The organism is Winogradskyella poriferorum, assembly GCF_036553625.1.
In the GTDB taxonomy this organism is placed as follows: Bacteria; Bacteroidota; Bacteroidia; order Flavobacteriales; family Flavobacteriaceae; genus Winogradskyella; species Winogradskyella poriferorum.
Window position 1 is genome coordinate 294359 of the sequence record NZ_JAZHOU010000002.1, and the last position, 18159, is coordinate 312517.

Sequence of the window (18159 nt, forward strand, 5' to 3'; positions counted from 1 at the left end):
TATGTCTGTAAAACTCTAAATTTACTTACATTATTATAAATAAAAAAACTTTGTAACAAAATGTAAAGTGTATCGTCGTAATTATGAAAGCAAGTAAAATTGATTTCAACCACCAATCAAAAAAGTAATGAAGCAGACAGATTTTGTAAGCTTGGTAATGCCATTTAAGGATAAAGTATTTCGTTTAGCCAAACGCTTATTGGTTTCGCGAGAAGAAGCTGAAGATGCTACGCAAGAAATACTATTGAAATTATGGAAAAATAAAGAGAAGATAGAAGACTATAAAAATGTTGAAGCCTTCTCTATGACGATGACAAAAAATTTTTGTTTGGATAGACTAAAATCTAAACAAGCACAAAATTTAAAAATTGTTCATAGTAATTATACAGACAACAATTCGTCATTGCAAAAGCAGGTAGAAGCTAAAGATAGTGTAAACTGGGTATCTCGAATTATGGAAGATTTACCAGAGCAACAAAAAATAATTGTACAGCTAAGAGATATTGAGCAGTACGATTTTGCAGAGATAGCAAAAATGCTAGATATGAATGAAACCGCTGTGCGTGTTAATCTATCTAGAGCAAGAAAAACAATAAGAGAAAAATTAACTAATACACATAGACATGGTATTAAATAATATAGAAAAGTTAATAGAAAAGTATAACAATGCAGAGACAACACTGGCTGAAGAAACTCAGCTAAGAGATTACTTTACAGGTAGTGATGTTGCACCGCATTTAGAACATTACAAACCTATGTTTGTATACTTTTCTCAGGCACAGCAAGAGCAGTACACCAAAGACGTTCCATTAAAACCTAAGAGAACAAAAATGTATCAATGGATTTCTGTCGCAGCAGTTACGGTTCTTATGTTAGGTCTTATTATTCCACAGGTTCTTGGTCCTTCTCAAGAAGAGATAAGAAAAAAAGAATTAGCAATGGAAACTTATAATAAAACCATGGAAGCGCTCAGTTTAGTTTCAATAGGAATGAACGAAGGTAAAGAACAACTAAATTCATTAAGCTTAGTTTCTGATAATCTTAATCAAGGTTTAGAAGAAGCGAGCAGGCTAAGCGAGTTTTCAAAAGCAACAAATAGAATATTTAAAAACAAGTAAAAACACACACAAAAATTAAAGAATTATGAAAAAAGTAATTGTAATAATCGCGCTAATTTTAGCACCAATGTTATCAGGTGCGCAGAGCATCTTTGATAAGTATGAAGACATGAAAGAAGTAACATCAATAGTTGTTACTCAAAAAGCTTTTAGAATGTTAGCCACTATAGATTTGGATGTAGACGATCCGGAAGCAAAAGAATTTATGGAAATGGTAAAAAAGATTACAGGACTAAAAGTATTTACTACAGGTGACGAAAAAGTATCTGCAGATATGAAAGCTACAGTAAATAAATACCTTAAATCTTCTGCTCTTGAAGAATTAATGCGTATTAAAGACGGAGACCAAACCGTTAAGTTTTATGTTAAAGAAGGCAAAGACGAAAATCACGTAAAAGAACTACTAATGTTTGTTTCTGGTTTAAAAGAAATTACAGAAGGGCAAGACATAGAAATTAATGGTAAAAAACGTGAGATAGAAACGGTTTTGTTGAGTTTAACAGGAGATATAGACCTAAGACAAGTGTCTAAAATTACAAGTCAAATGGATATTCCTGGTGGAGATCAGTTAAAAAAGGCTGATAAAAACAATAACGACTAATAGTTATGATACAATCAATCAAAAAATTAGCAGTAATGTTGCTTTTGGTTGTGGCTTACACAAGTTGCAACCAAGGGCCAACCTTGCAGACTTATTATGTAGATAATCAAATTAAGCCAGGTTTCTTATCTGTAGATGCACCTATTGGGTTGCTAAATATAGAAGAAGTCAAGCTAACAAAAGAACAAGAAGAGGCTTATAAATCTATAGATAAACTAAACATACTAGCTTACAGAATAGATAATAACAACAAAGCAGAGTACGAGCTAGAACTTGAAAATATCAAAACCATTCTTAAAAACCCGAAATACGAGGAGTTAATGCGAGGTGGCAATAGTGTAGATGGTCGTTTTAAAGTGATGTTTATAGGAGAGGTAGATAACGTTGATGAACTCATCCTTTTTGGTAACTCTGACGACAAAGGTTTTATAGTTGCCAGAGTACTTGGAGACGATATGAATGCAGGAAAAATTATGTCGCTACAATCGGTATTAAAGGATATGGATTTTGAAAATGCAAACCTAAAAAGTATAGCAGACTTTATTAAATAAATAAACTGACAATATATTTATTTAAAATGTTAATTAGAATCGTCTTGGGCTTCGTCTTCAGGACGATTTTTTTTTGTATCATTTATAAACCCGAACCAAAACGCAAAAATTAACAAGCCACTAAAAAGTGTAAACAGTAAAACTTTAATGATAAAATAATCCAGAACCTCAAACATTCCAGCAACAAAAAAACCAAGAGCAACTATGGTTACAAAAATCAGAGCTAAAGAATTTTTGTTTATAGGAAAGAGTTTCATATACCAGTATAATTGCTTGGTGATATTGCTTTTAATTCAGATTTTATCGCATTTGAAACCTCTAATGTATCAATAAATTCTGAAATGGATGTTTTAGTAATCGCTTCGTTGGTTCTTGTTAAGCCTTTTAAAGCTTCATACGGATTAGGATAGCCTTCACGACGCAATATAGTTTGTATTGCCTCTGCAACAACAGCCCAATTGTTTTCTAAGTCTTGTTCAAATTTAGAAGCATTAAGAAGTAATTTTCCTAATCCTTTTAATGTAGACTTAAAACCAATAATTGTATGTCCGAAAGGGACACCAACATTTCTTAACACTGTGCTGTCTGTAAGATCGCGCTGTAATCTAGAGATTGGTAATTTAGCAGCAAGGTGTTCAAAAATGGCATTAGCAATACCTAAGTTACCTTCACTGTTTTCAAAATCTATTGGGTTTACCTTGTGTGGCATAGCAGAACTACCAACTTCACCTTTTTTAATTTTTTGTTTAAAGTAATCCATAGATACGTATGTCCAGATATCTCTATCTAAATCTATGATTATTGTATTGATGCGTTTTAAAGCATCAAACAACGCAGCCATGTGGTCGTAGTGCTCTATTTGTGTAGTTGGAAACGAGTGTTGTAAGCCTAGTTTTTCTTGTACAAATGATGCTCCAAAAGCTTTCCAGTCAATATTAGGATAAGCTACTTTGTGTGCATTAAAGTTACCTGTAGCACCACCAAACTTAGCAGCACTCGGCACATCATTTAAAAGATTGAATTGTTCTTTTAATCGTACTACAAAAACATCAATTTCTTTGCCTAATCGAGTAGGAGAAGCAGGCTGTCCATGTGTTCTTGCTAGCATTGGTACAGCTTTCCACTCTTCAGCTAATTCTTCAATTTTGTTAAGAAGTGTATTGTATTCCGGAACATAAACATCGTTCATAGCTTCCTTAATGCTTAGCGGAATAGCTGTGTTGTTAATGTCTTGAGACGTCAACCCAAAATGAATAAATTCCTTATGGTCAGATAAATCTAAAGCATCAAACTTTTCTTTTATAAAATATTCAACCGCTTTAACATCGTGGTTGGTTACTTTTTCAATTTCTTTAATGGCAGCGGCATCAACAGCAGTAAAGTTTTTGTAAATGCCTCTTAAGTCCTCAAAAACACTTGTGGAAACTGATTCTAACTGAGGTAATGGTAATTCGCAAAGTGCAATAAAGTATTCAATCTCTACAAGAACGCGATATTTTATTAAAGCCTCTTCAGAAAAATAATTACCTAAAGCGTCTACTTTAGATCTGTATCTACCATCTATTGGTGAAATTGCGCTAAGTGCTGTAAGTGCCATTTAAGTTGATTTTTAAGAAGCATCAAATATAAGGAAGTAAGTTGAAAAGTGTAAAGTAAGTAGTAAAAAGTTCAAAGTACAAAGTAATCAATAAATAGTAAAAACTGTAAAGTAATATGTGCAATGAAATTAGTATAAAGCGTGTGGTTTTTCAATTTTCACTATACACTATACACTATACACTATACACTATACACTATACACTTATTTATTAATTTTTTTCAAAATATGCCTTGCTCTGGCTTTAAAACCTGAACTTTGCATCTGAAAATCGCGTTCTAGAATGATTGCCAATTCAGGGTGAATCCAATCATATTCAGTGCCAAATAAATAAAGTGAATTCATAGAATAGGCTTTTGGTGCAATTTTTTCGTCATTAATCATCCAGTCGAAACAGGCTTCGATAATTTTCTCTTTATGACTTTCGCTAAGATGATGCTTTATTTTGGTATCAGATTTTCCGTAGTAAGCAGTTGTTAGATATTCACAGATTTTTGCCATTGGCCGTACAGCAGGATCTAAGTGTACTTTTGAAATGTTTTGTGTAAAGGTGTCTAAATGCGGAATTATAGCTTCAAGATTTTCACCACACATAAACTCAAAGACCCATGCTGCTCTACATGAAATTTTATCATCTACATCAAACAAAATTTGCAGAAGTGGTTTTACTAATTCAGGTTGATTTAATACCAAATTTGCATAATGCAATCGCTTCTCACGAGAGTGGTTAACGTAATTTAATTCTTCGTAGAGTTGTGCCTTTGTCAATTTATTTTTTTTAAATTTCGACTTCTAAATTAATCAAAAATGAAAATCCTTAAAAAACTCTTATTACTAATTTTAGTAATCTTTATAATTGCTCAATTTTTTGGACCAGAAAAAAATGATGGCGATATCACTTCAGTTAAACCATTTTTAACAGACACAAATCCACCTCAAGATGTATTGGCTATTTTTAAAAATTCGTGTTTCGACTGTCATAGCGACCATACGCGTTACCCTTGGTACAGTAAAATTACACCAATAAATTATTGGATGGCAGACCATATAGAACATGGAAAACGTGATTTTAACATGTCTAGATGGAATGATTATTCAGATAAGAAAAAAGATCATAAGTTAGAAGAAATTGCAGAAGAAGTAAAAGAAGGTCATATGCCTTTACCTAGCTATACTTGGGCTCATAGCGAAGCTAAACTTTCTAAGGAGCAGATTGAAGCTGTTGAAAAATGGATAACAATGGCCAGAGTTATCTATATCTTTTCTAAAGAACCACAATAGTTTCTGGTGAATGGTTAGTAGATTGTAAATAGTATTTTTGCATTATGAAAAATTTGCTAATCATAGGTTTTGTTTGGCCAGAACCTAAAAGTTCTGCTGCTGGTAGTAGAATGTTGCAACTCATAGAACAATTTCTATATCAGAATTTTGAAATTACTTTTGCATGTGCTGCCAAAACTTCAACTAATACTTATGATGTATCTCAACTAGGCGTTAAGATACAAACCATTCTGTTGAATGACGCGTCTTTTGATGAGTTTGTAAGTAACCTACAGCCAGACGTTGTGCTTTTTGATCGTTTTATGGTGGAAGAGCAATATGGATGGCGTGTTGCAGAACAGTGCCCAAATGCTTTACGAATTTTAGATACTGAAGATTTTCATGGTTTGCGAAAGGCTAGGGAACAAGCTTTAAAATCAGGCGTTGAGGTAACAATTGAACACTTACAAAACGATACCACCAAACGCGAAATTGCCAGTATTTACCGTTGCGATTTAAGTTTAATAATCTCTGAAGCAGAGATAGATATTTTAACCCAACAATTTGAAATAGACCAAAGCTTACTTTATTATTTGCCCTTCTTATTAGATTCAATAGAAGAAGAAAAGATAAGCAATTTACCCTCTTTTGAAGAGCGTCAACACTTTATAACTATTGGTAATTTTTTACATCCACCAAACTATGATGCTGTATTGTATCTAAAACAAGTTATTTGGCCTTTAATACGCAAACAACTTTCTAAAGCAGAACTACATATTTATGGTGCTTATGAATCTCAAAAAGTAACACAACTCCATAACAAAAAAGACGGTTTTTTAATTAAAGGGTTTGCAGAAGATGTAAACGATGTAATGCAACAAGCAAAAGTTTGCTTGGCACCATTACGCTTTGGTGCAGGACTAAAAGGCAAACTCGTAGATGCTATGCAAAATGGTACACCTTGTGTTATGTCTACCATTGCTGCCGAAGGTATGTTTGGTGGTTTGAAGTCACTGAACGAAGTCGAAGTGAACGGTTTTGTAGAAAACCATCCAGAAGTTTTTGCACTAAAAGCAGTAGAGCTTTATAATAATGGAGACACCTGGAAAGCCAAACAACACAACGGTTTTGAAGTCTTAAATCTGCGTTTTGATAAGGCTAACTTTAAAGATGAGTTTGCACAAAAAATGGAAAACCTTAGTAAAGGTTTAAAAAGCCATCGTCAAAACAATTTTATTGGTCATATACTACAACATCAGACTTTGCAAAGTACTAAGTATTTGAGTAAATGGATTGAGGAGAAGAATAGGTGATTTTTCTTTATCGGTCTCGACCTTAGAAATCATAGCCGTTTAAAGTTAAACTAATTTTAGGAATAGGAGAGTAGAAGCAATGGGTTATAGCCGTTATTACTATACGTTTTTATTCAACTTTTTTAGATATGTTTTTAAAAATCAAAATACTTAATACTGTTCCAAATAAAAAACCAATAAATAGGTATAATTCAAAATTCAGATTATCAGAATACATTTGACTTTGAATTCCATTTCCCAGTTTAAATTCAGATAGTTTTTGAAATTTAAGGTTTAGTTGAAATATTCTGTATTGCCAAAGTAAAATTCCACTAAGAACTATCATTCCACAAGAAATTAAACCTTGCATTATAAAACTTAGTTTAGTTATTTTTTTTATAATCAGATATAATAATGGGATAATTCCTATAGACAAGGCGAATATGATATCAGAATAGAAATGCCTGTTTATAGTTCGGTTAACAATCTGAACGTTATCATTTTTGAGTTGTGAAAAGGAAATCTCAACAAAGTGTTTTCTAATTAAAAATCCGATTATAAATAAAATTAAAATCAGTCCTAAATATTTTAATATGTTCGTCATTATCAAATTTATGGTAATGTTTGGGATATAAATCCACTTCAATCATTTATATCCCAAACGATAACGAAGTTCGTCGAAAAAAATAACAATATCAAGTTTCTTTTAAAACACTTGTATAAAACTATTATGTAAAGTATATTTGTCATATAGTAAAAATAATTTTACTAATTATAAAATATATTTGTCAATTATGGATAAAAGAAGTTTTGTTGAGTGTGAGCGTCAACGCATACAGAAATTATTAGATTTTAGATTTTCAGCATCATTTAAATGGGTAGGTGTGGTATTATTAGTTGTCGCTTTTGTACTGTTTTTTGTAAGAAAGCAGTTTCCTGAGCATGCAGAAATCATTAGAGGTGTAGGACGTACGATTTTTATTATTGGTCTATTGTGTATTTCCTTAGCAAGAGATGCAGAGGAAGATGAAATGACTATTGCTTTAAGAGCACAATCATACGCCATTGCCTTTATTTTAGGTACTATATATGCTATTATAATGCCTTATGTAGAGTTTGGTGTTTCTAATATAGTTAGAGAAGAAGCCCAAGCCTATAAGCAGCTTGGTGATTTTCAGTTATTGAGTTTTATGTTCTTGGTACAACTAGGTTTTTATTATACTCTAAAACGCTACAGATAATGGAAAACACAATAAAGGTAGAACGAGCAATTCTTAATCTAACACAAGGAGATTTAGCAGAAAAAATAGGTGTCTCTCGCCAAACCATAAACTCTATTGAAGCTAATCGCTATGTGCCATCTACAGTATTGGCTTTAAAATTATCAGAGGTGTTTAATAAACCTGTGAACGATTTTTTTAAGCTAAGCGATGGCGATTAAAAAAAACTTAGTCAGTGGTATAGATTGAAGCTATCTCTTCTTCTTGTTTTTTCTTTTTGCGCTTACCAGTAAAAATATTAAAGGTATAACTCGCAGAAAGACCGCCTAACATGGTTGAGATCATCTCACTGTTGTCAAACTTTCCTGAAATTATATTGCCATCATAGAACTCTTTTGCAAAACCAGCTAAAGAAGACAGACCAAAGCTATACCAAAAGGCTTTGCGCTTATTTTTGGATTTAGAATATATATAAGTGTAAGTAGCGCTAGAGATCGCAGCACCAACTGCAAAGTGTAAGCCGTCATCTTCTAAGGTAATCTGTGCAGAACTGACACTAAAACAGAACAACATAACGCATAAAACTATAGTTTTCATAGGTATAATAGATTGGTTGAGCGTAAAATAGCCGTTTAAGCTATGGATTGCTTAAAATTCTCGGTAGGACTTACATTTCTACGATAAAAGCTCTAATTTCGTTGCGTTATACACGTAAAAAAACCAAAGGTTTGAAGAATAGCAAATTATCAAAAGCAGCATTACTCATCGTTTTAGTTCTAATAATGTCTTGCACAACAGCAACCACTATAAAATCTGGAGATATCGTTTTTAGAGGTGTATCGCAAAGTGATTTATCCGAAGCCATTAACGAGGTAACACAAACCGAAAAAGCGACAAACTATACACATATGGGCATTTGCAGTGTAGAAAATGATACCGTTTTTGTCTACCACTCAGATTTGGGTAAAGGAGTAGTAAAGGAGCCGCTAGAATTGTTTTTAAAACCAGACGATACATCAACCTATAGTGCAGATGCATACCGAATTAAGAATAGTACCAAACCACAAATAGAAAATGCCATTTCTAAAGCCAAAACATTACTTGGTGAGCCTTATAACTTTACTTATATATTAGAAGACAAAGGCTATTACTGCTCAGAGTATATCTACGAATTGTTTAAAGAAGACCATGTGTTTACCCTAGAACCTATGACCTTTAAAAATGCTGACACCAATACCTTTCACAACGGTTGGGTAACACATTACAAAGAGTTAGGGATAGAAATACCAGAAGGCAAATTGGGTTGTAACCCAAATGGTATGGCAGCATCTAAAACTTTAGTTTTTGTAAAACGTTTACAATAATGTTTAAAACTACGTAAGGTTACGTATTGACTTGTTGATTTAAAAATGCGAACTTCGCTTATCAATCGATATAGTTCACCTGTGCTGAATTTATTTCAGTATTAAAACGGAACTATATCTTAACGTTACCCACAATTTGAATTACATGAAAACTCTAACTACATTATTACTTTTTAGCTTATCAAGTCTTCTCTATTCACAAGCTATTCCGACTGAAATTAAAAAAACTGTTGGATTTATCTATGCTAAAGACAATTTTGGCAAGGTAAAACCACAAGGGACAGGTTTTTTTGTTAGTGTTTCGGATTCAATAAATGGACAGTTAAAATCTTCTTTATATTTTGTGACTGCTAAACACGTCATAAAAAGAGATACCATTTTTAGAGATACTATATTAGTTAGATTAAATCTAAAAGATTCATTATCTGAATACGGTATGATTAAACTACATTCCAAAGGAGCGAATAAAAATATATTTACTCATAAAGACAAAACAGTAGATATTGCCGTAATACCAATCGCACCTGACCCAGCAAAGTTTGATTATTTATCTCTGCCACATACCTTTTTAACTAATAGAGAAAATTTTAATGACCTAAATATAAGAGAAGGAACTGATGTTTTCTTTACAGGTATGTTCACACCATTCATTGGAGATAAAAGAATATATCCAATTGTAAGATTTGGAAGAGTTGCTTTGATAACAGAAGAAAAAATACCGTGGGATAATGAGATGACAAATTTATATTTAATGGAAACATCAAGTTATGGGGGAAATAGTGGTTCACCTGTGTTTTTCTACCTAGGAGCTGACCGAGGTAATGGAAGTATAATTGTAGGAAATCCCGAATTAAAATTAGCTGGAATTATGAAAGGCTATTTTGGAGAAAAATCACCTATTAAAATTATAGAAACTCAGAGAATTCCAGTATCTGATAGGAACTTGGGAATCGCTGCTGTAGTTCCTTCATATTTTTTAGAAGAAATATTACTTGGAACAGAACTTAAAAAACAACGAGGATTTTAAAAAACTGTGGGTAACAATGTATAACCGCAATTACGGCGGATTCGACTCCGTCCGAATCCACTCGGAATTGCTAAAGTCTGTGTCAAATCGAAAATTAACGCATATAAACCCGTAACTGACGGTTATACGAACCGATAGCGCCATACAAAATCCTCTCCCTAAAAATGCCATAAAACGAAACCAAATTAATTAATCACTAAACCATCAAGATTATGAAATATCTTAACAACCAAAAAATTTTGTTCGTAATGCTTTTTGCATTAGTTCTAGGGTTTCAAAGTTGTAAACAACAACCTAAGGAAGACATTAAAGACGTAGAAAAAGAAGTTATCATTAAAGCTGAAAAGCCTGAGTATTTTCTGTTACGACCAGATGTAGAAAAAGCATATGGCTATTCTCACGCAGTAAAAATTGGAAATGAAATTAAAATATCTGGAGCGGTAAGTATGGATGATGAAGGTAACCCAACTGCTGTTGGTGATATTGAGCAACAAATGAAAAACTGTTATGCAGACTTAGAAAAAATATTGAAGCACTTTGGCTGTACTTTTGATGATGTCATTAAAGAAGATATTTTTACTACTGACATGGCTTCTATGCTCGAAAAATCTGCCTACAGAGCTGAAGTATATAAAAATGGTTTTCCTACAGGTTCTTGGCTAGAAGTAAAGGGTTTGGCACTTCCTGAGTTTATGGTAGAAATAGAATTGGAAGTTTATAAATCGGAATAGCGTTTCAAATTTTTAGCTTCAAACCTTTGGCACTGAATTTGTTTGTAACAAAACACAAGATTTTACTACAAATAAGTAAAACGAGGTTTAACTTAAAAAAGAAAAATTATGATTCAGTATAAAGGAGTATTAGTATTAGGAGCATTAATTGGTGCAGCAGCAGGTGTGTTATTAGCACCAGATAAAGGCAGTGTTACCAGAGATCATCTTAAAAAAGAAGGCAAGGAGATAAAAGACAAATTTGTAGATGATTTTACAGAGGTAAAAGAAGATTTGTCTAAAGCTGCAAAATCTGGTAAAGACAAGTTTAAAGAAGACATGAAAGACTTTGCTTCTAAAGCGAGTTACAAAACAGAAGAAGCCATTACCTTTTTAGAAAAGCAATTGGCTATCCTAAAAGAAAAGAATAAGACCTTACAGCAAACAAGTTAGTAATATAAGCCACAATGTAGTTGTGGCTTTTTTATTTTCAGTCATTGCAAGCGTAGCGTGGCAATCTTTTAATTGAATTTGTCATTCTGAATTTATTTCAGAATCTGAAACAAGTTCAGATTGACAACTTATGTTATTTCCGTCAGTTCCAGTGAATTTTATGAGTGAAAGGAATAAAATTTGTATCGAGAACCGATAAACAAAACTTTTCGATACAATTATTTAAGCTTCGCTTAGGTATCTTCAATCAAAATATATTTTGATTTCGATAATTTCAGAATCACTCGAAGTGACGATACCATTAACCAATAATTTTAAGCAATTCCGCTTTTATACCTGGCCATTCTTCTTTTAAAATACCATAACAGCAGGTATTACGTCTGTAGCCATCCTTCATAGGGACATCTCTACGTAAAATCCCTTCTAAGGTAGCACCAAGTTTTTCTACAGCACGTCTCGATTTGTTGTTCCTATCATCTATCCTGAATTCTACTTTTTCAAATTCAAGTGATTCAAATGCATACTGAAGCATTAAAAATTTCATATTTACATTCAGTCCAGTGCCTTGAAATTCGTGCCCAATCCATGTCCAACCAATGTGAAGTAGTTTGTTTTTCCAGTTGATGAGTCCAAAACGAGTTGAGCCAGCATAGGTTTGTGTGGCTTTATCAAATACAATAAACGGAATAACAATTTTATGATAGTAGCCATCAACAGCCAATTGCACATAATCTCTTAGCTTTTCTGATGTAGAAATATCAGAAGGCGAGTAGTAGATGAGGTCTTTTTGCTGAGCAATAGTTTCTAAGTGTTTGTAATTACTTAAGTCTAGCAGACTTAGTTTTACACGGCTGTTTTCTAGGGTTGGTGCTGTCATACGTTACTTCCCATTAAAATTGGGATTTTTTTTAATTCATTATATCGTCAGTTCGAGTGTTTTATGTCATGTTGAGCGCAGTCGAAACAGATACAATTCTTCATCCTTCAGAATCACTCGAAGTGACGTTATCATTAAACCAAATCATTAATATAATTTACATTAACCACATGCTTTCCTTCAAAAGGAAGAATAGTTAGTTTTTCACCAAAGAGTTCTTCAGCACGTTGTCTCTCTTGCGCTAAACGTTCGGCATCTAAATATTCATCTTCTGTACCATAAATAAGTTTTACTTTGGTGTCTTCAGAAAGATACTCAAAGTCTTTGGTAGTTAATTCCTTAGGGATGCCACCAGAATGTAATACCAATTGTGAGCATTGTAATTGTCGTTTTGCCAAATAACGCATTGCCACACTCACACCTTGTGAGTAACCTAATACGATAAAGTTGACATCTTCAGGAATAGTTTCAGCTTCAAAAACAGCATCAAAATAGTTGAGAATGTTCTGCATGCCACTTTCCGTATTGTCTCTTGTTAGCCAATTAGCACCAACATGCATTTTTGGTTGTATGTAATATTTGCTAGGAGCTTGTGGAGCTATAATATAGTTTTCTTCAGCATTTAGATGTTTAAAATAACGCAAAAAGTAACGACTTAAGTAACCCATACCATGGCATACAAACCACACATTTTTAGTGCGTTCTGTAAGTGTGTTTAGAGTAGAGTAGGAGTTGCACGTTGTATATGTGATTTCTTTTTCTTCTGAATTCATTATTCTTGGTAGTTTCAGTATTTTTGTGTTAAATGATTAACGATCTCGTGGCTAATCTACGAGGTATTCAAAGGATACAATTTTAAACATTTCGACGTTAATATCGGAGAATTTAAAACTCGATTATCGAGTAAAATTAAACTTTTTATATGCAATTATCTAAGGAAATGGTCTTGGCAAAAGCCAATGAAGTTTCAAAAAATACGTTAATGGAAACGCTAGACATAGAGATGATAGATTATGGTGAAGATTTTTTGGTAGCCAGAATGCCAGTAACTCCAAAAGTACATCAACCAGATGGTGTGTTGCATGGTGGTGCAACTGCAGCATTGGCAGAGAGCGTTGGGAGTTTTGCATCTCACATATTTATAGATTTAGAGGAATATTTTGTTAGAGGTTTAGAAATTACGGCTAACCATCTAAAGAGTGTGAAAGAAGGCTATGTGTATGCTAAAGCCACATTTTTGCACAAGGGTCGTACCACACAGTTGTTAGACATTAGAGTAACTGACGAAAAGGATAATTTAATCTCTATTTGTCGATTGTCTACCATTTCATTACCACTTAAAAAGTAATAGATGACTCAAGATTCTTTTTTTGAAACTTTAGAGCGTCAATACCAAAACCAACTACCTTTTGTTGTATACAGCAGAGCAATTAATTCAATCATTAAGTGCTGGCTACAAAAAGACGATATGTTGCATACCACATTAGACTTTATAGAAAGTGGTTTTGTGTTTGCACCTTTTGATTTAAATGATAAAAGCATATTACTTCCTGAAACTGAATGTGAGCATCTAACTTTAGAAATCTCTAATTTAGATTTAGATGAAGATTTTAAAACTACAACTATTGAGAACTATGGTAAGGAACAGCATGTGCAGCTCGTTACAAAAGGGATAGATACTATAAGGAAAGGGGAGTTATCTAAAGTCGTTTTATCTCGTAAGGTTGAAAAAGATATAGAAAACACAAATCCACTTATCATTTTTAAACGCCTTTTTAATACCTACAAAAATGCGATGGTATATTGTTGGTATCACCCAAAGGTAGGATTGTGGTTAGGCGCAACACCAGAGTTATTATTTAAAGTTGAAGGTAAACAACTCACTACAATTTCTTTAGCAGGAACAAAGCCTTATTCAGAAAAAGACGAAGTCTCATGGACAAATAAAGAATATGAGGAGCAACAAATTGTAACCGATTATATCACAAAACAGATAGAGCCTCATACAAGTGATATAAAAATTTCTGAAGTTGAAACTGTAAGAGCAGGAAATCTCTTGCATTTAAAGACTTATATACGAAGCAGAATAAAAGTAGAAAGTAGCTTAAAATCTGTTATAGAAGCCTTACATCCTACACCTGCAGTTTGCGGTTTTCCGAAGGAAGCGTCTAAACAATTCATTCTTAAAAATGAAAATTATAGACGCGAGTATTATACAGGATTTTTAGGCGAATTGAATTTAAAAACGTCTAAAACCAGAAACACCAACAGACGTAATGTAGAGAATAATGCCTATGCTGTAGTAAGGAGGCATTCTAATTTCTATGTCAATCTGCGTTGTATGCAATTAAAGGATGAAAAAGCAGTGATTTATGTAGGTGGAGGAATTACTAAAGACTCAGTTCCACAAAACGAATGGGAAGAAACCGTAAATAAAACTAAAACAATCGTTAACGTTTTAAGTTAAAACTAAGAGAATCCTTATCTTTGTTTTTTGATGAAATACTCTAAAATTCCCTTATCCCAAACGGTAGTTACACTATGCAAAACGCATAATGTTAAGCATATAATTATTTCGCCAGGAAGCAGAAATGCACCACTAACTATAGGTTTTACACACGATGATTTTTTTAACTGCTACAGTATTGTAGATGAACGTTGTGCTGCTTTTTTTGCGCTTGGTATTGCACAGCAAATACAAGAACCAGTAGCTTTAGTATGTACGTCTGGTAGTGCGTTGCTTAATTATTATCCTGCGATTTCAGAGGCGTATTACAGTAATATCCCATTACTAGTTTTATCGGCAGACAGACCAAAACATTTGATAGATGTTGGAGATGGACAAACCATAAAACAGAAAAATGTTTATGGAGAACACGTATTATATAGCACTAACCTAAAATTAGATTTAAAAGATAAAGAACATAAATCTACAGATGATGAGTTACCAATAATGCGAAGCATTGAGAATAAGCTAGAACGTTTCTTAGGTCTTCAAAAAGACATACAATCGTTTAACGAGTCTGAAATACATGATGCTATAACCGTTGCAAGATTAAAGTCAGGTCCAGTTCATATTAATATTCCTTTTGATGAACCACTTTATGAAACTGTAGATGAGCTAAGCATAAATCCTAAACCATTCAGTATAGCAGATCGTACAGAGAAGATAGATGAGTTTGAAATAAAAAGTCTATTAGATGTCTGGCATTCGGCAAAACGGAAAATGATTCTGGTAGGTGTATTGCAACCAAATTCTATAGAAGAACAATGGTTGCAGGAGTTATCAGATGATGATAGTATTTTGGTTTTTACGGAGACCACATCAAATTTGCATCATCCTGATTTTTTTCCTGGAATAGATAAAATGATTGCTCCGCTTGATGAGGAAGCGTTTCAATCATTGCAGCCAGATATACTTTTAACTTTTGGTGGTATGATAGTTTCTAAAAAGATTAAAGCTTTTCTAAGGCAATACAAACCAGAAGATCATTGGCATGTAGATTTGTTTAAGGCAAATGACACCTTTTTCTGTTTAGACAAACACATTAAGCTTACTCCCAATACGTTTTTAAAAACTTTTTTACCACAAGTAACACATCATACTAAAAGTGATTATAAAGCAACCTGGTTAAAATTGAGACAAAAGCGTAGAAAGCTTCATGATGACTATTTAAAGACTATTCCATATTCAGATTTTACAGTTTTTAATATTTTACTTAAAAGTATTCCGAAGCAAAGCCATTTGCAAGTCGGCAATAGCTCTGCAATACGCTACACACAATTATTTCAATTAAGAAAAGATATTACTGTTTTTTGTAACAGAGGCACAAGTGGTATAGATGGTAGTACGAGTACAGCAGTTGGTGCTGCAGTGGCAAATAAACAACGTACAACCTTTGTAACGGGAGATTTAAGTTTCTTCTATGACAGTAATGCACTTTGGAATAATTACATTCCTAAAAACTTCAGAATTATTGTACTTAATAATGAAGGTGGTGGTATTTTTAGGATTTTACCGGGTCATAAGAATACTGAAAACTTTGATACATACTTTGAAACTAAACATCATTTAACCGCTAAGCAACTGTGCGAGATGTATGGTTTTGAATATTCTAAAGCAACAGATGAAGAAACTTTAAATAAAGAGTTAGATAAGTTTTATAATGTTTCAAAACAACCAAAACTTTTAGAAATTTTTACGCCATCTACTATTAATGATGAGGTACTTTTAAATTATTTTAAGTTTATAAAGTAATTTTAATGTTTAATTATCAATAAGATGTGACTTCTCTGCTTTTTAGGTGTCTAAAAAATACTTACCTTTAGTGAGACAATTTATTTAACCTAAAACAAATAGAAAAAATGAGTAAAAGAGACGAATTAATCGCAAAGTACGCAGCTGATTTAAAAGACAAATGTGGTGTAAATCCTGATATGGATCTATTAACTAAAGTGACTGTAGGTTTAGGACCTTCAATTTACAATGCAGATTCTTCAACTGTTTCAGGTTCTGACGAAAGCGAATTAGCAACTGTGAAGAACAATTACTTAATTAAAAAATTAGGTCTTAGTGAAAGTGATGATTTAGATGGTGCAATCGCATCTGTAATGGATACATACGGTCAGTCTAATAGAAACAAATATAGAGCTGTAGTATATTATTTACTATGTACTCATTTTAATAAAGCTTCAGTTTACTAGGAGATTTTAGTATATAAGAATTAAAGGCCTTTTTTTTTGAGAAAGGTCTTTTTTATTTCTGAAACTTTCTACTTTTCTCATGCAACTTATTTCTACCTTTGCAGCATGATACATTTAGGAGAATACAATACATTAGAAATATTAAGAGATACAGAACCAGGATTATTTCTTGGTGATGGTGAAGATGGAGAAGTGTTATTACCAAATAGATATGTCCCAGAAGCATTTGAAATTGGTGATAAGATTGAAGTTTTTGTGTATTTGGATAATGAAGAAAGACCTGTTGCTACAACAGATAAGCCTTTTGTGAAAAAGGGAGACTTTGCGTTGCTGCGTTGTAATGAGGTTACAAAATTTGGTGCTTTTTTAGATTGGGGTTTGGTAAAGGAATTGTTCTGCCCTTTCAAAGAACAAGCTTTTAAAATGAAAGCAGGTGGTTGGTACCTAGTGTATTGTTACTTAGATGAAGAAACAGAACGTTTGGTAGCTTCAAGTAAAACAAACCGATTTTTGGATAATAAAGAACTCACGGTTCAACAGTTTGATGAGGTAGATTTAATCGTATCGCATCCATCAGAAATAGGTATGAATGTTATCGTTAACAAAAAACACTTAGGCTTAGTATTTAAAGATGATATATATAAAGATATAAGTGTAGGAGACAGACTTAAGGGAATAGTTAAGAAAGTACGACATGATAATAAGTTAGATATATCTCTAAGTCAGATAGGTTATAGAAATATAGAGCCTAATTCTGAGTTTATTCTTAATGAATTAAAAGACAATAGTGGCTTTTTACCATTGCACGACAAGTCTAGTCCAGAAGAGATAAAAGAGCAATTACAGATGAGTAAAAAGGCTTTTAAAAAAGCAGTAGGTTCGCTTTATAAAGACAGGCTAATAACAATTGAAGAAAATGGAATAAGGCTAGTTTAATCTATCTTTTAATCCGTTTTCAATTCTTTGTTGAATAGACGTTAAGCCTTCGTAAAGATTGTCAAAGCAGATGTCTTTCCATTGGCAAAAACTACTTTCTATTTCAGCATTCATGCGTGTAGCATCAGTATAACTAACAATACCATATGCTGCTAAATTTGGTAACTTTTGCCTTGCTTTTTTTAGATCTAATAAAGAGATAGAATAAGAATTAACTCTATTGGCAATAATTCCAAATGGTTTATAATTTCCGTAATGTTTCTTTATAGATTTTAATGTAGGGTTTACAGCCTTTAAATCTATATGAGTACCTTCATTAAATTCAATAACTGCGATATCTTTAAAAAAGTGAGTAACTCCAAACTCTGTAGATGTTTGATTTATAATTTTTGATGCTAACTCAGTGTGTTCTATTCCCATATCTTCAAACTTTAATTATAGCTAATGCG

The 18159-nt window shown here is 32.8% G+C and carries 25 protein-coding genes; 17 read left to right on the top strand and 8 right to left on the bottom strand.

What is annotated here, in order from left to right; translation table 11 throughout:
• Window positions 1–127 precede the first annotated feature (127 nt).
• Genes V1468_RS07490 through V1468_RS07505 form a run of 4 tightly spaced genes read left to right on the top strand, consistent with a single transcriptional unit; the run spans window position 128 to window position 2270 of the window.
• A complete protein-coding gene (locus V1468_RS07490) occupies window positions 128–637 on the top strand; it encodes an RNA polymerase sigma factor (RefSeq protein ID WP_331809619.1) in 510 nt (169 codons plus the stop codon).
• Window positions 624–1118 (top strand): hypothetical protein, encoded by a 495-nt coding sequence (locus tag V1468_RS07495; RefSeq protein WP_331809620.1) that lies wholly within the window; start codon window positions 624–626, stop codon window positions 1116–1118. Before V1468_RS07490 ends, V1468_RS07495 begins: the two co-directional genes overlap by 14 nt.
• A gap of 25 nt (window positions 1119–1143) precedes the next feature.
• Window positions 1144–1719, top strand: coding sequence for a DUF4252 domain-containing protein (locus tag V1468_RS07500; RefSeq protein WP_331809621.1), 576 nt, complete (start codon window positions 1144–1146; stop codon window positions 1717–1719).
• Between the two features lie 5 nt (window positions 1720–1724).
• Entirely contained in the window at window positions 1725–2270 is a 546-nt protein-coding gene (locus V1468_RS07505) for a DUF4252 domain-containing protein (RefSeq protein ID WP_331809622.1), read from the top strand.
• Between the two features lie 29 nt (window positions 2271–2299).
• Here the strand turns inward: V1468_RS07505 and V1468_RS07510 are convergent, their stop codons facing one another.
• From V1468_RS07510 to V1468_RS07520, 3 genes are all read right to left on the bottom strand, one after another.
• Window positions 2300–2527, bottom strand: a complete 228-nt coding sequence (locus V1468_RS07510; RefSeq protein WP_331809623.1) for a hypothetical protein — start codon at window positions 2525–2527, stop codon at window positions 2300–2302.
• Entirely contained in the window at window positions 2524–3867 is a 1344-nt protein-coding gene (gene purB / locus V1468_RS07515) for an adenylosuccinate lyase (protein ID WP_331809624.1), read from the bottom strand. The genes V1468_RS07510 and purB overlap by 4 nt, the downstream gene beginning before the upstream one ends.
• Before the next feature lie 204 nt (window positions 3868–4071).
• Window positions 4072–4635: an adenylosuccinate lyase gene (locus tag V1468_RS07520; RefSeq protein ID WP_331809625.1), complete on the bottom strand. Its 564-nt coding sequence runs from the start codon at window positions 4633–4635 to the stop codon at window positions 4072–4074.
• Between the two features lie 39 nt (window positions 4636–4674).
• Between V1468_RS07520 and V1468_RS07525 the strand changes: the two genes are divergently transcribed.
• Together V1468_RS07525 and V1468_RS07530 are read left to right on the top strand one after the other, a co-directional pair.
• Window positions 4675–5148, top strand: coding sequence for a heme-binding domain-containing protein (locus V1468_RS07525; protein ID WP_331809626.1), 474 nt, complete (start codon window positions 4675–4677; stop codon window positions 5146–5148).
• A 44-nt stretch (window positions 5149–5192) separates the two neighbouring features.
• Window positions 5193–6440, top strand: a complete 1248-nt coding sequence (locus V1468_RS07530; RefSeq protein WP_331809627.1) for a glycosyltransferase — start codon at window positions 5193–5195, stop codon at window positions 6438–6440.
• A gap of 109 nt (window positions 6441–6549) precedes the next feature.
• On the opposite strand, the gene V1468_RS07535 is transcribed toward V1468_RS07530, so the two are convergent.
• Entirely contained in the window at window positions 6550–7023 is a 474-nt protein-coding gene (locus V1468_RS07535; RefSeq protein WP_331809628.1) for a hypothetical protein, read from the bottom strand.
• Window positions 7024–7213: 190 nt separating this feature from the next.
• Here V1468_RS07535 and V1468_RS07540 point away from each other — a divergent pair, with 190 nt between their 5' ends.
• Window positions 7214–7660, top strand: coding sequence for a hypothetical protein (locus V1468_RS07540; RefSeq protein WP_331809629.1), 447 nt, complete (start codon window positions 7214–7216; stop codon window positions 7658–7660).
• Complete coding sequence (locus V1468_RS07545) at window positions 7660–7860, top strand: helix-turn-helix transcriptional regulator (RefSeq protein ID WP_331809630.1); 201 nt, start codon at window positions 7660–7662, stop codon at window positions 7858–7860. Before V1468_RS07540 ends, V1468_RS07545 begins: the two co-directional genes overlap by 1 nt.
• A 7-nt stretch (window positions 7861–7867) precedes the next feature.
• Here the strand turns inward: V1468_RS07545 and V1468_RS07550 are convergent, their stop codons facing one another.
• On the bottom strand, window positions 7868–8236 hold the full coding sequence (locus V1468_RS07550; protein ID WP_331809631.1) for a hypothetical protein: 369 nt from the start codon (window positions 8234–8236) through the stop codon (window positions 7868–7870).
• A 131-nt stretch (window positions 8237–8367) separates the two neighbouring features.
• Here V1468_RS07550 and V1468_RS07555 point away from each other — a divergent pair, with 131 nt between their 5' ends.
• The 4 genes from V1468_RS07555 (at window position 8368) to V1468_RS07570 (ending at window position 11193) form a co-directional block, all read left to right on the top strand.
• Window positions 8368–9003, top strand: coding sequence for a YiiX/YebB-like N1pC/P60 family cysteine hydrolase (locus V1468_RS07555; RefSeq protein WP_331809632.1), 636 nt, complete (start codon window positions 8368–8370; stop codon window positions 9001–9003).
• 145 nt (window positions 9004–9148) lie between these two features.
• Entirely contained in the window at window positions 9149–10030 is an 882-nt protein-coding gene (locus tag V1468_RS07560) for a S1 family peptidase (protein ID WP_331809633.1), read from the top strand.
• A 212-nt stretch (window positions 10031–10242) separates the two neighbouring features.
• Complete coding sequence (locus V1468_RS07565; protein ID WP_331809634.1) at window positions 10243–10761, top strand: RidA family protein; 519 nt, start codon at window positions 10243–10245, stop codon at window positions 10759–10761.
• A 108-nt stretch (window positions 10762–10869) separates the two neighbouring features.
• Window positions 10870–11193, top strand: a complete 324-nt coding sequence (locus tag V1468_RS07570) for a YtxH domain-containing protein (RefSeq protein WP_331809635.1) — start codon at window positions 10870–10872, stop codon at window positions 11191–11193.
• 301 nt (window positions 11194–11494) lie between these two features.
• Here the strand turns inward: V1468_RS07570 and V1468_RS07575 are convergent, their stop codons facing one another.
• Both V1468_RS07575 and V1468_RS07580 read right to left on the bottom strand, forming a co-directional pair.
• A complete protein-coding gene (locus tag V1468_RS07575; RefSeq protein ID WP_331809636.1) occupies window positions 11495–12070 on the bottom strand; it encodes a GNAT family N-acetyltransferase in 576 nt (191 codons plus the stop codon).
• A 134-nt stretch (window positions 12071–12204) separates the two neighbouring features.
• Complete coding sequence (locus V1468_RS07580) at window positions 12205–12843, bottom strand: alpha/beta hydrolase (protein WP_331809637.1); 639 nt, start codon at window positions 12841–12843, stop codon at window positions 12205–12207.
• Between the two features lie 149 nt (window positions 12844–12992).
• Between V1468_RS07580 and V1468_RS07585 the strand changes: the two genes are divergently transcribed.
• From V1468_RS07585 to V1468_RS07605, 5 genes are all read left to right on the top strand, one after another.
• Window positions 12993–13418, top strand: coding sequence for a PaaI family thioesterase (locus V1468_RS07585; protein WP_331809638.1), 426 nt, complete (start codon window positions 12993–12995; stop codon window positions 13416–13418).
• Window positions 13419–13421: 3 nt separating this feature from the next.
• Window positions 13422–14537: a chorismate-binding protein gene (locus V1468_RS07590; protein WP_331809639.1), complete on the top strand. Its 1116-nt coding sequence runs from the start codon at window positions 13422–13424 to the stop codon at window positions 14535–14537.
• A 30-nt stretch (window positions 14538–14567) separates the two neighbouring features.
• The gene (gene menD, locus V1468_RS07595; protein ID WP_331809640.1) at window positions 14568–16328 is read left to right on the top strand and encodes a 2-succinyl-5-enolpyruvyl-6-hydroxy-3-cyclohexene-1-carboxylic-acid synthase; all 1761 of its coding nucleotides are present in this window, start codon (window positions 14568–14570) and stop codon (window positions 16326–16328) included.
• A gap of 107 nt (window positions 16329–16435) precedes the next feature.
• Window positions 16436–16774: a DUF2853 family protein gene (locus V1468_RS07600; RefSeq protein WP_331809641.1), complete on the top strand. Its 339-nt coding sequence runs from the start codon at window positions 16436–16438 to the stop codon at window positions 16772–16774.
• Window positions 16775–16879: 105 nt separating this feature from the next.
• Complete coding sequence (locus tag V1468_RS07605) at window positions 16880–17710, top strand: CvfB family protein (protein ID WP_331809642.1); 831 nt, start codon at window positions 16880–16882, stop codon at window positions 17708–17710.
• On the opposite strand, the gene V1468_RS07610 is transcribed toward V1468_RS07605, so the two are convergent.
• A complete protein-coding gene (locus V1468_RS07610) occupies window positions 17702–18130 on the bottom strand; it encodes a hypothetical protein (protein WP_331809643.1) in 429 nt (142 codons plus the stop codon). The genes V1468_RS07605 and V1468_RS07610 overlap by 9 nt on opposite strands.
• Window positions 18131–18159: the final 29 nt, after the last annotated feature.

What these genes read in the sequence shown, in the direction of transcription:
- V1468_RS07490 (WP_331809619.1), top strand. Translation starts at nt 128, where the DNA reads ATGAAGCAGACAGATTTTGTAAGCTTGGTAATGCCATTTAAGGATAAA.
- V1468_RS07495 (WP_331809620.1), top strand. Translation starts at nt 624, where the DNA reads ATGGTATTAAATAATATAGAAAAGTTAATAGAAAAGTATAACAATGCA.
- V1468_RS07500 (WP_331809621.1), top strand. Translation starts at nt 1,144, where the DNA reads ATGAAAAAAGTAATTGTAATAATCGCGCTAATTTTAGCACCAATGTTA.
- V1468_RS07505 (WP_331809622.1), top strand. Translation starts at nt 1,725, where the DNA reads ATGATACAATCAATCAAAAAATTAGCAGTAATGTTGCTTTTGGTTGTG.
- V1468_RS07510 (WP_331809623.1), bottom strand. Translation starts at nt 2,527, where the DNA reads ATGAAACTCTTTCCTATAAACAAAAATTCTTTAGCTCTGATTTTTGTA.
- purB (WP_331809624.1), bottom strand. Translation starts at nt 3,867, where the DNA reads ATGGCACTTACAGCACTTAGCGCAATTTCACCAATAGATGGTAGATAC.
- V1468_RS07525 (WP_331809626.1), top strand. Translation starts at nt 4,675, where the DNA reads ATGAAAATCCTTAAAAAACTCTTATTACTAATTTTAGTAATCTTTATA.
- V1468_RS07530 (WP_331809627.1), top strand. Translation starts at nt 5,193, where the DNA reads ATGAAAAATTTGCTAATCATAGGTTTTGTTTGGCCAGAACCTAAAAGT.
- V1468_RS07535 (WP_331809628.1), bottom strand. Translation starts at nt 7,023, where the DNA reads ATGACGAACATATTAAAATATTTAGGACTGATTTTAATTTTATTTATA.
- V1468_RS07540 (WP_331809629.1), top strand. Translation starts at nt 7,214, where the DNA reads ATGGATAAAAGAAGTTTTGTTGAGTGTGAGCGTCAACGCATACAGAAA.
- V1468_RS07545 (WP_331809630.1), top strand. Translation starts at nt 7,660, where the DNA reads ATGGAAAACACAATAAAGGTAGAACGAGCAATTCTTAATCTAACACAA.
- V1468_RS07550 (WP_331809631.1), bottom strand. Translation starts at nt 8,236, where the DNA reads ATGAAAACTATAGTTTTATGCGTTATGTTGTTCTGTTTTAGTGTCAGT.
- V1468_RS07560 (WP_331809633.1), top strand. Translation starts at nt 9,149, where the DNA reads ATGAAAACTCTAACTACATTATTACTTTTTAGCTTATCAAGTCTTCTC.
- V1468_RS07565 (WP_331809634.1), top strand. Translation starts at nt 10,243, where the DNA reads ATGAAATATCTTAACAACCAAAAAATTTTGTTCGTAATGCTTTTTGCA.
- V1468_RS07570 (WP_331809635.1), top strand. Translation starts at nt 10,870, where the DNA reads ATGATTCAGTATAAAGGAGTATTAGTATTAGGAGCATTAATTGGTGCA.
- V1468_RS07575 (WP_331809636.1), bottom strand. Translation starts at nt 12,070, where the DNA reads ATGACAGCACCAACCCTAGAAAACAGCCGTGTAAAACTAAGTCTGCTA.
- V1468_RS07580 (WP_331809637.1), bottom strand. Translation starts at nt 12,843, where the DNA reads ATGAATTCAGAAGAAAAAGAAATCACATATACAACGTGCAACTCCTAC.
- V1468_RS07585 (WP_331809638.1), top strand. Translation starts at nt 12,993, where the DNA reads ATGCAATTATCTAAGGAAATGGTCTTGGCAAAAGCCAATGAAGTTTCA.
- V1468_RS07590 (WP_331809639.1), top strand. Translation starts at nt 13,422, where the DNA reads ATGACTCAAGATTCTTTTTTTGAAACTTTAGAGCGTCAATACCAAAAC.
- menD (WP_331809640.1), top strand. Translation starts at nt 14,568, where the DNA reads ATGAAATACTCTAAAATTCCCTTATCCCAAACGGTAGTTACACTATGC.
- V1468_RS07600 (WP_331809641.1), top strand. Translation starts at nt 16,436, where the DNA reads ATGAGTAAAAGAGACGAATTAATCGCAAAGTACGCAGCTGATTTAAAA.
- V1468_RS07605 (WP_331809642.1), top strand. Translation starts at nt 16,880, where the DNA reads ATGATACATTTAGGAGAATACAATACATTAGAAATATTAAGAGATACA.
- V1468_RS07610 (WP_331809643.1), bottom strand. Translation starts at nt 18,130, where the DNA reads ATGGGAATAGAACACACTGAGTTAGCATCAAAAATTATAAATCAAACA.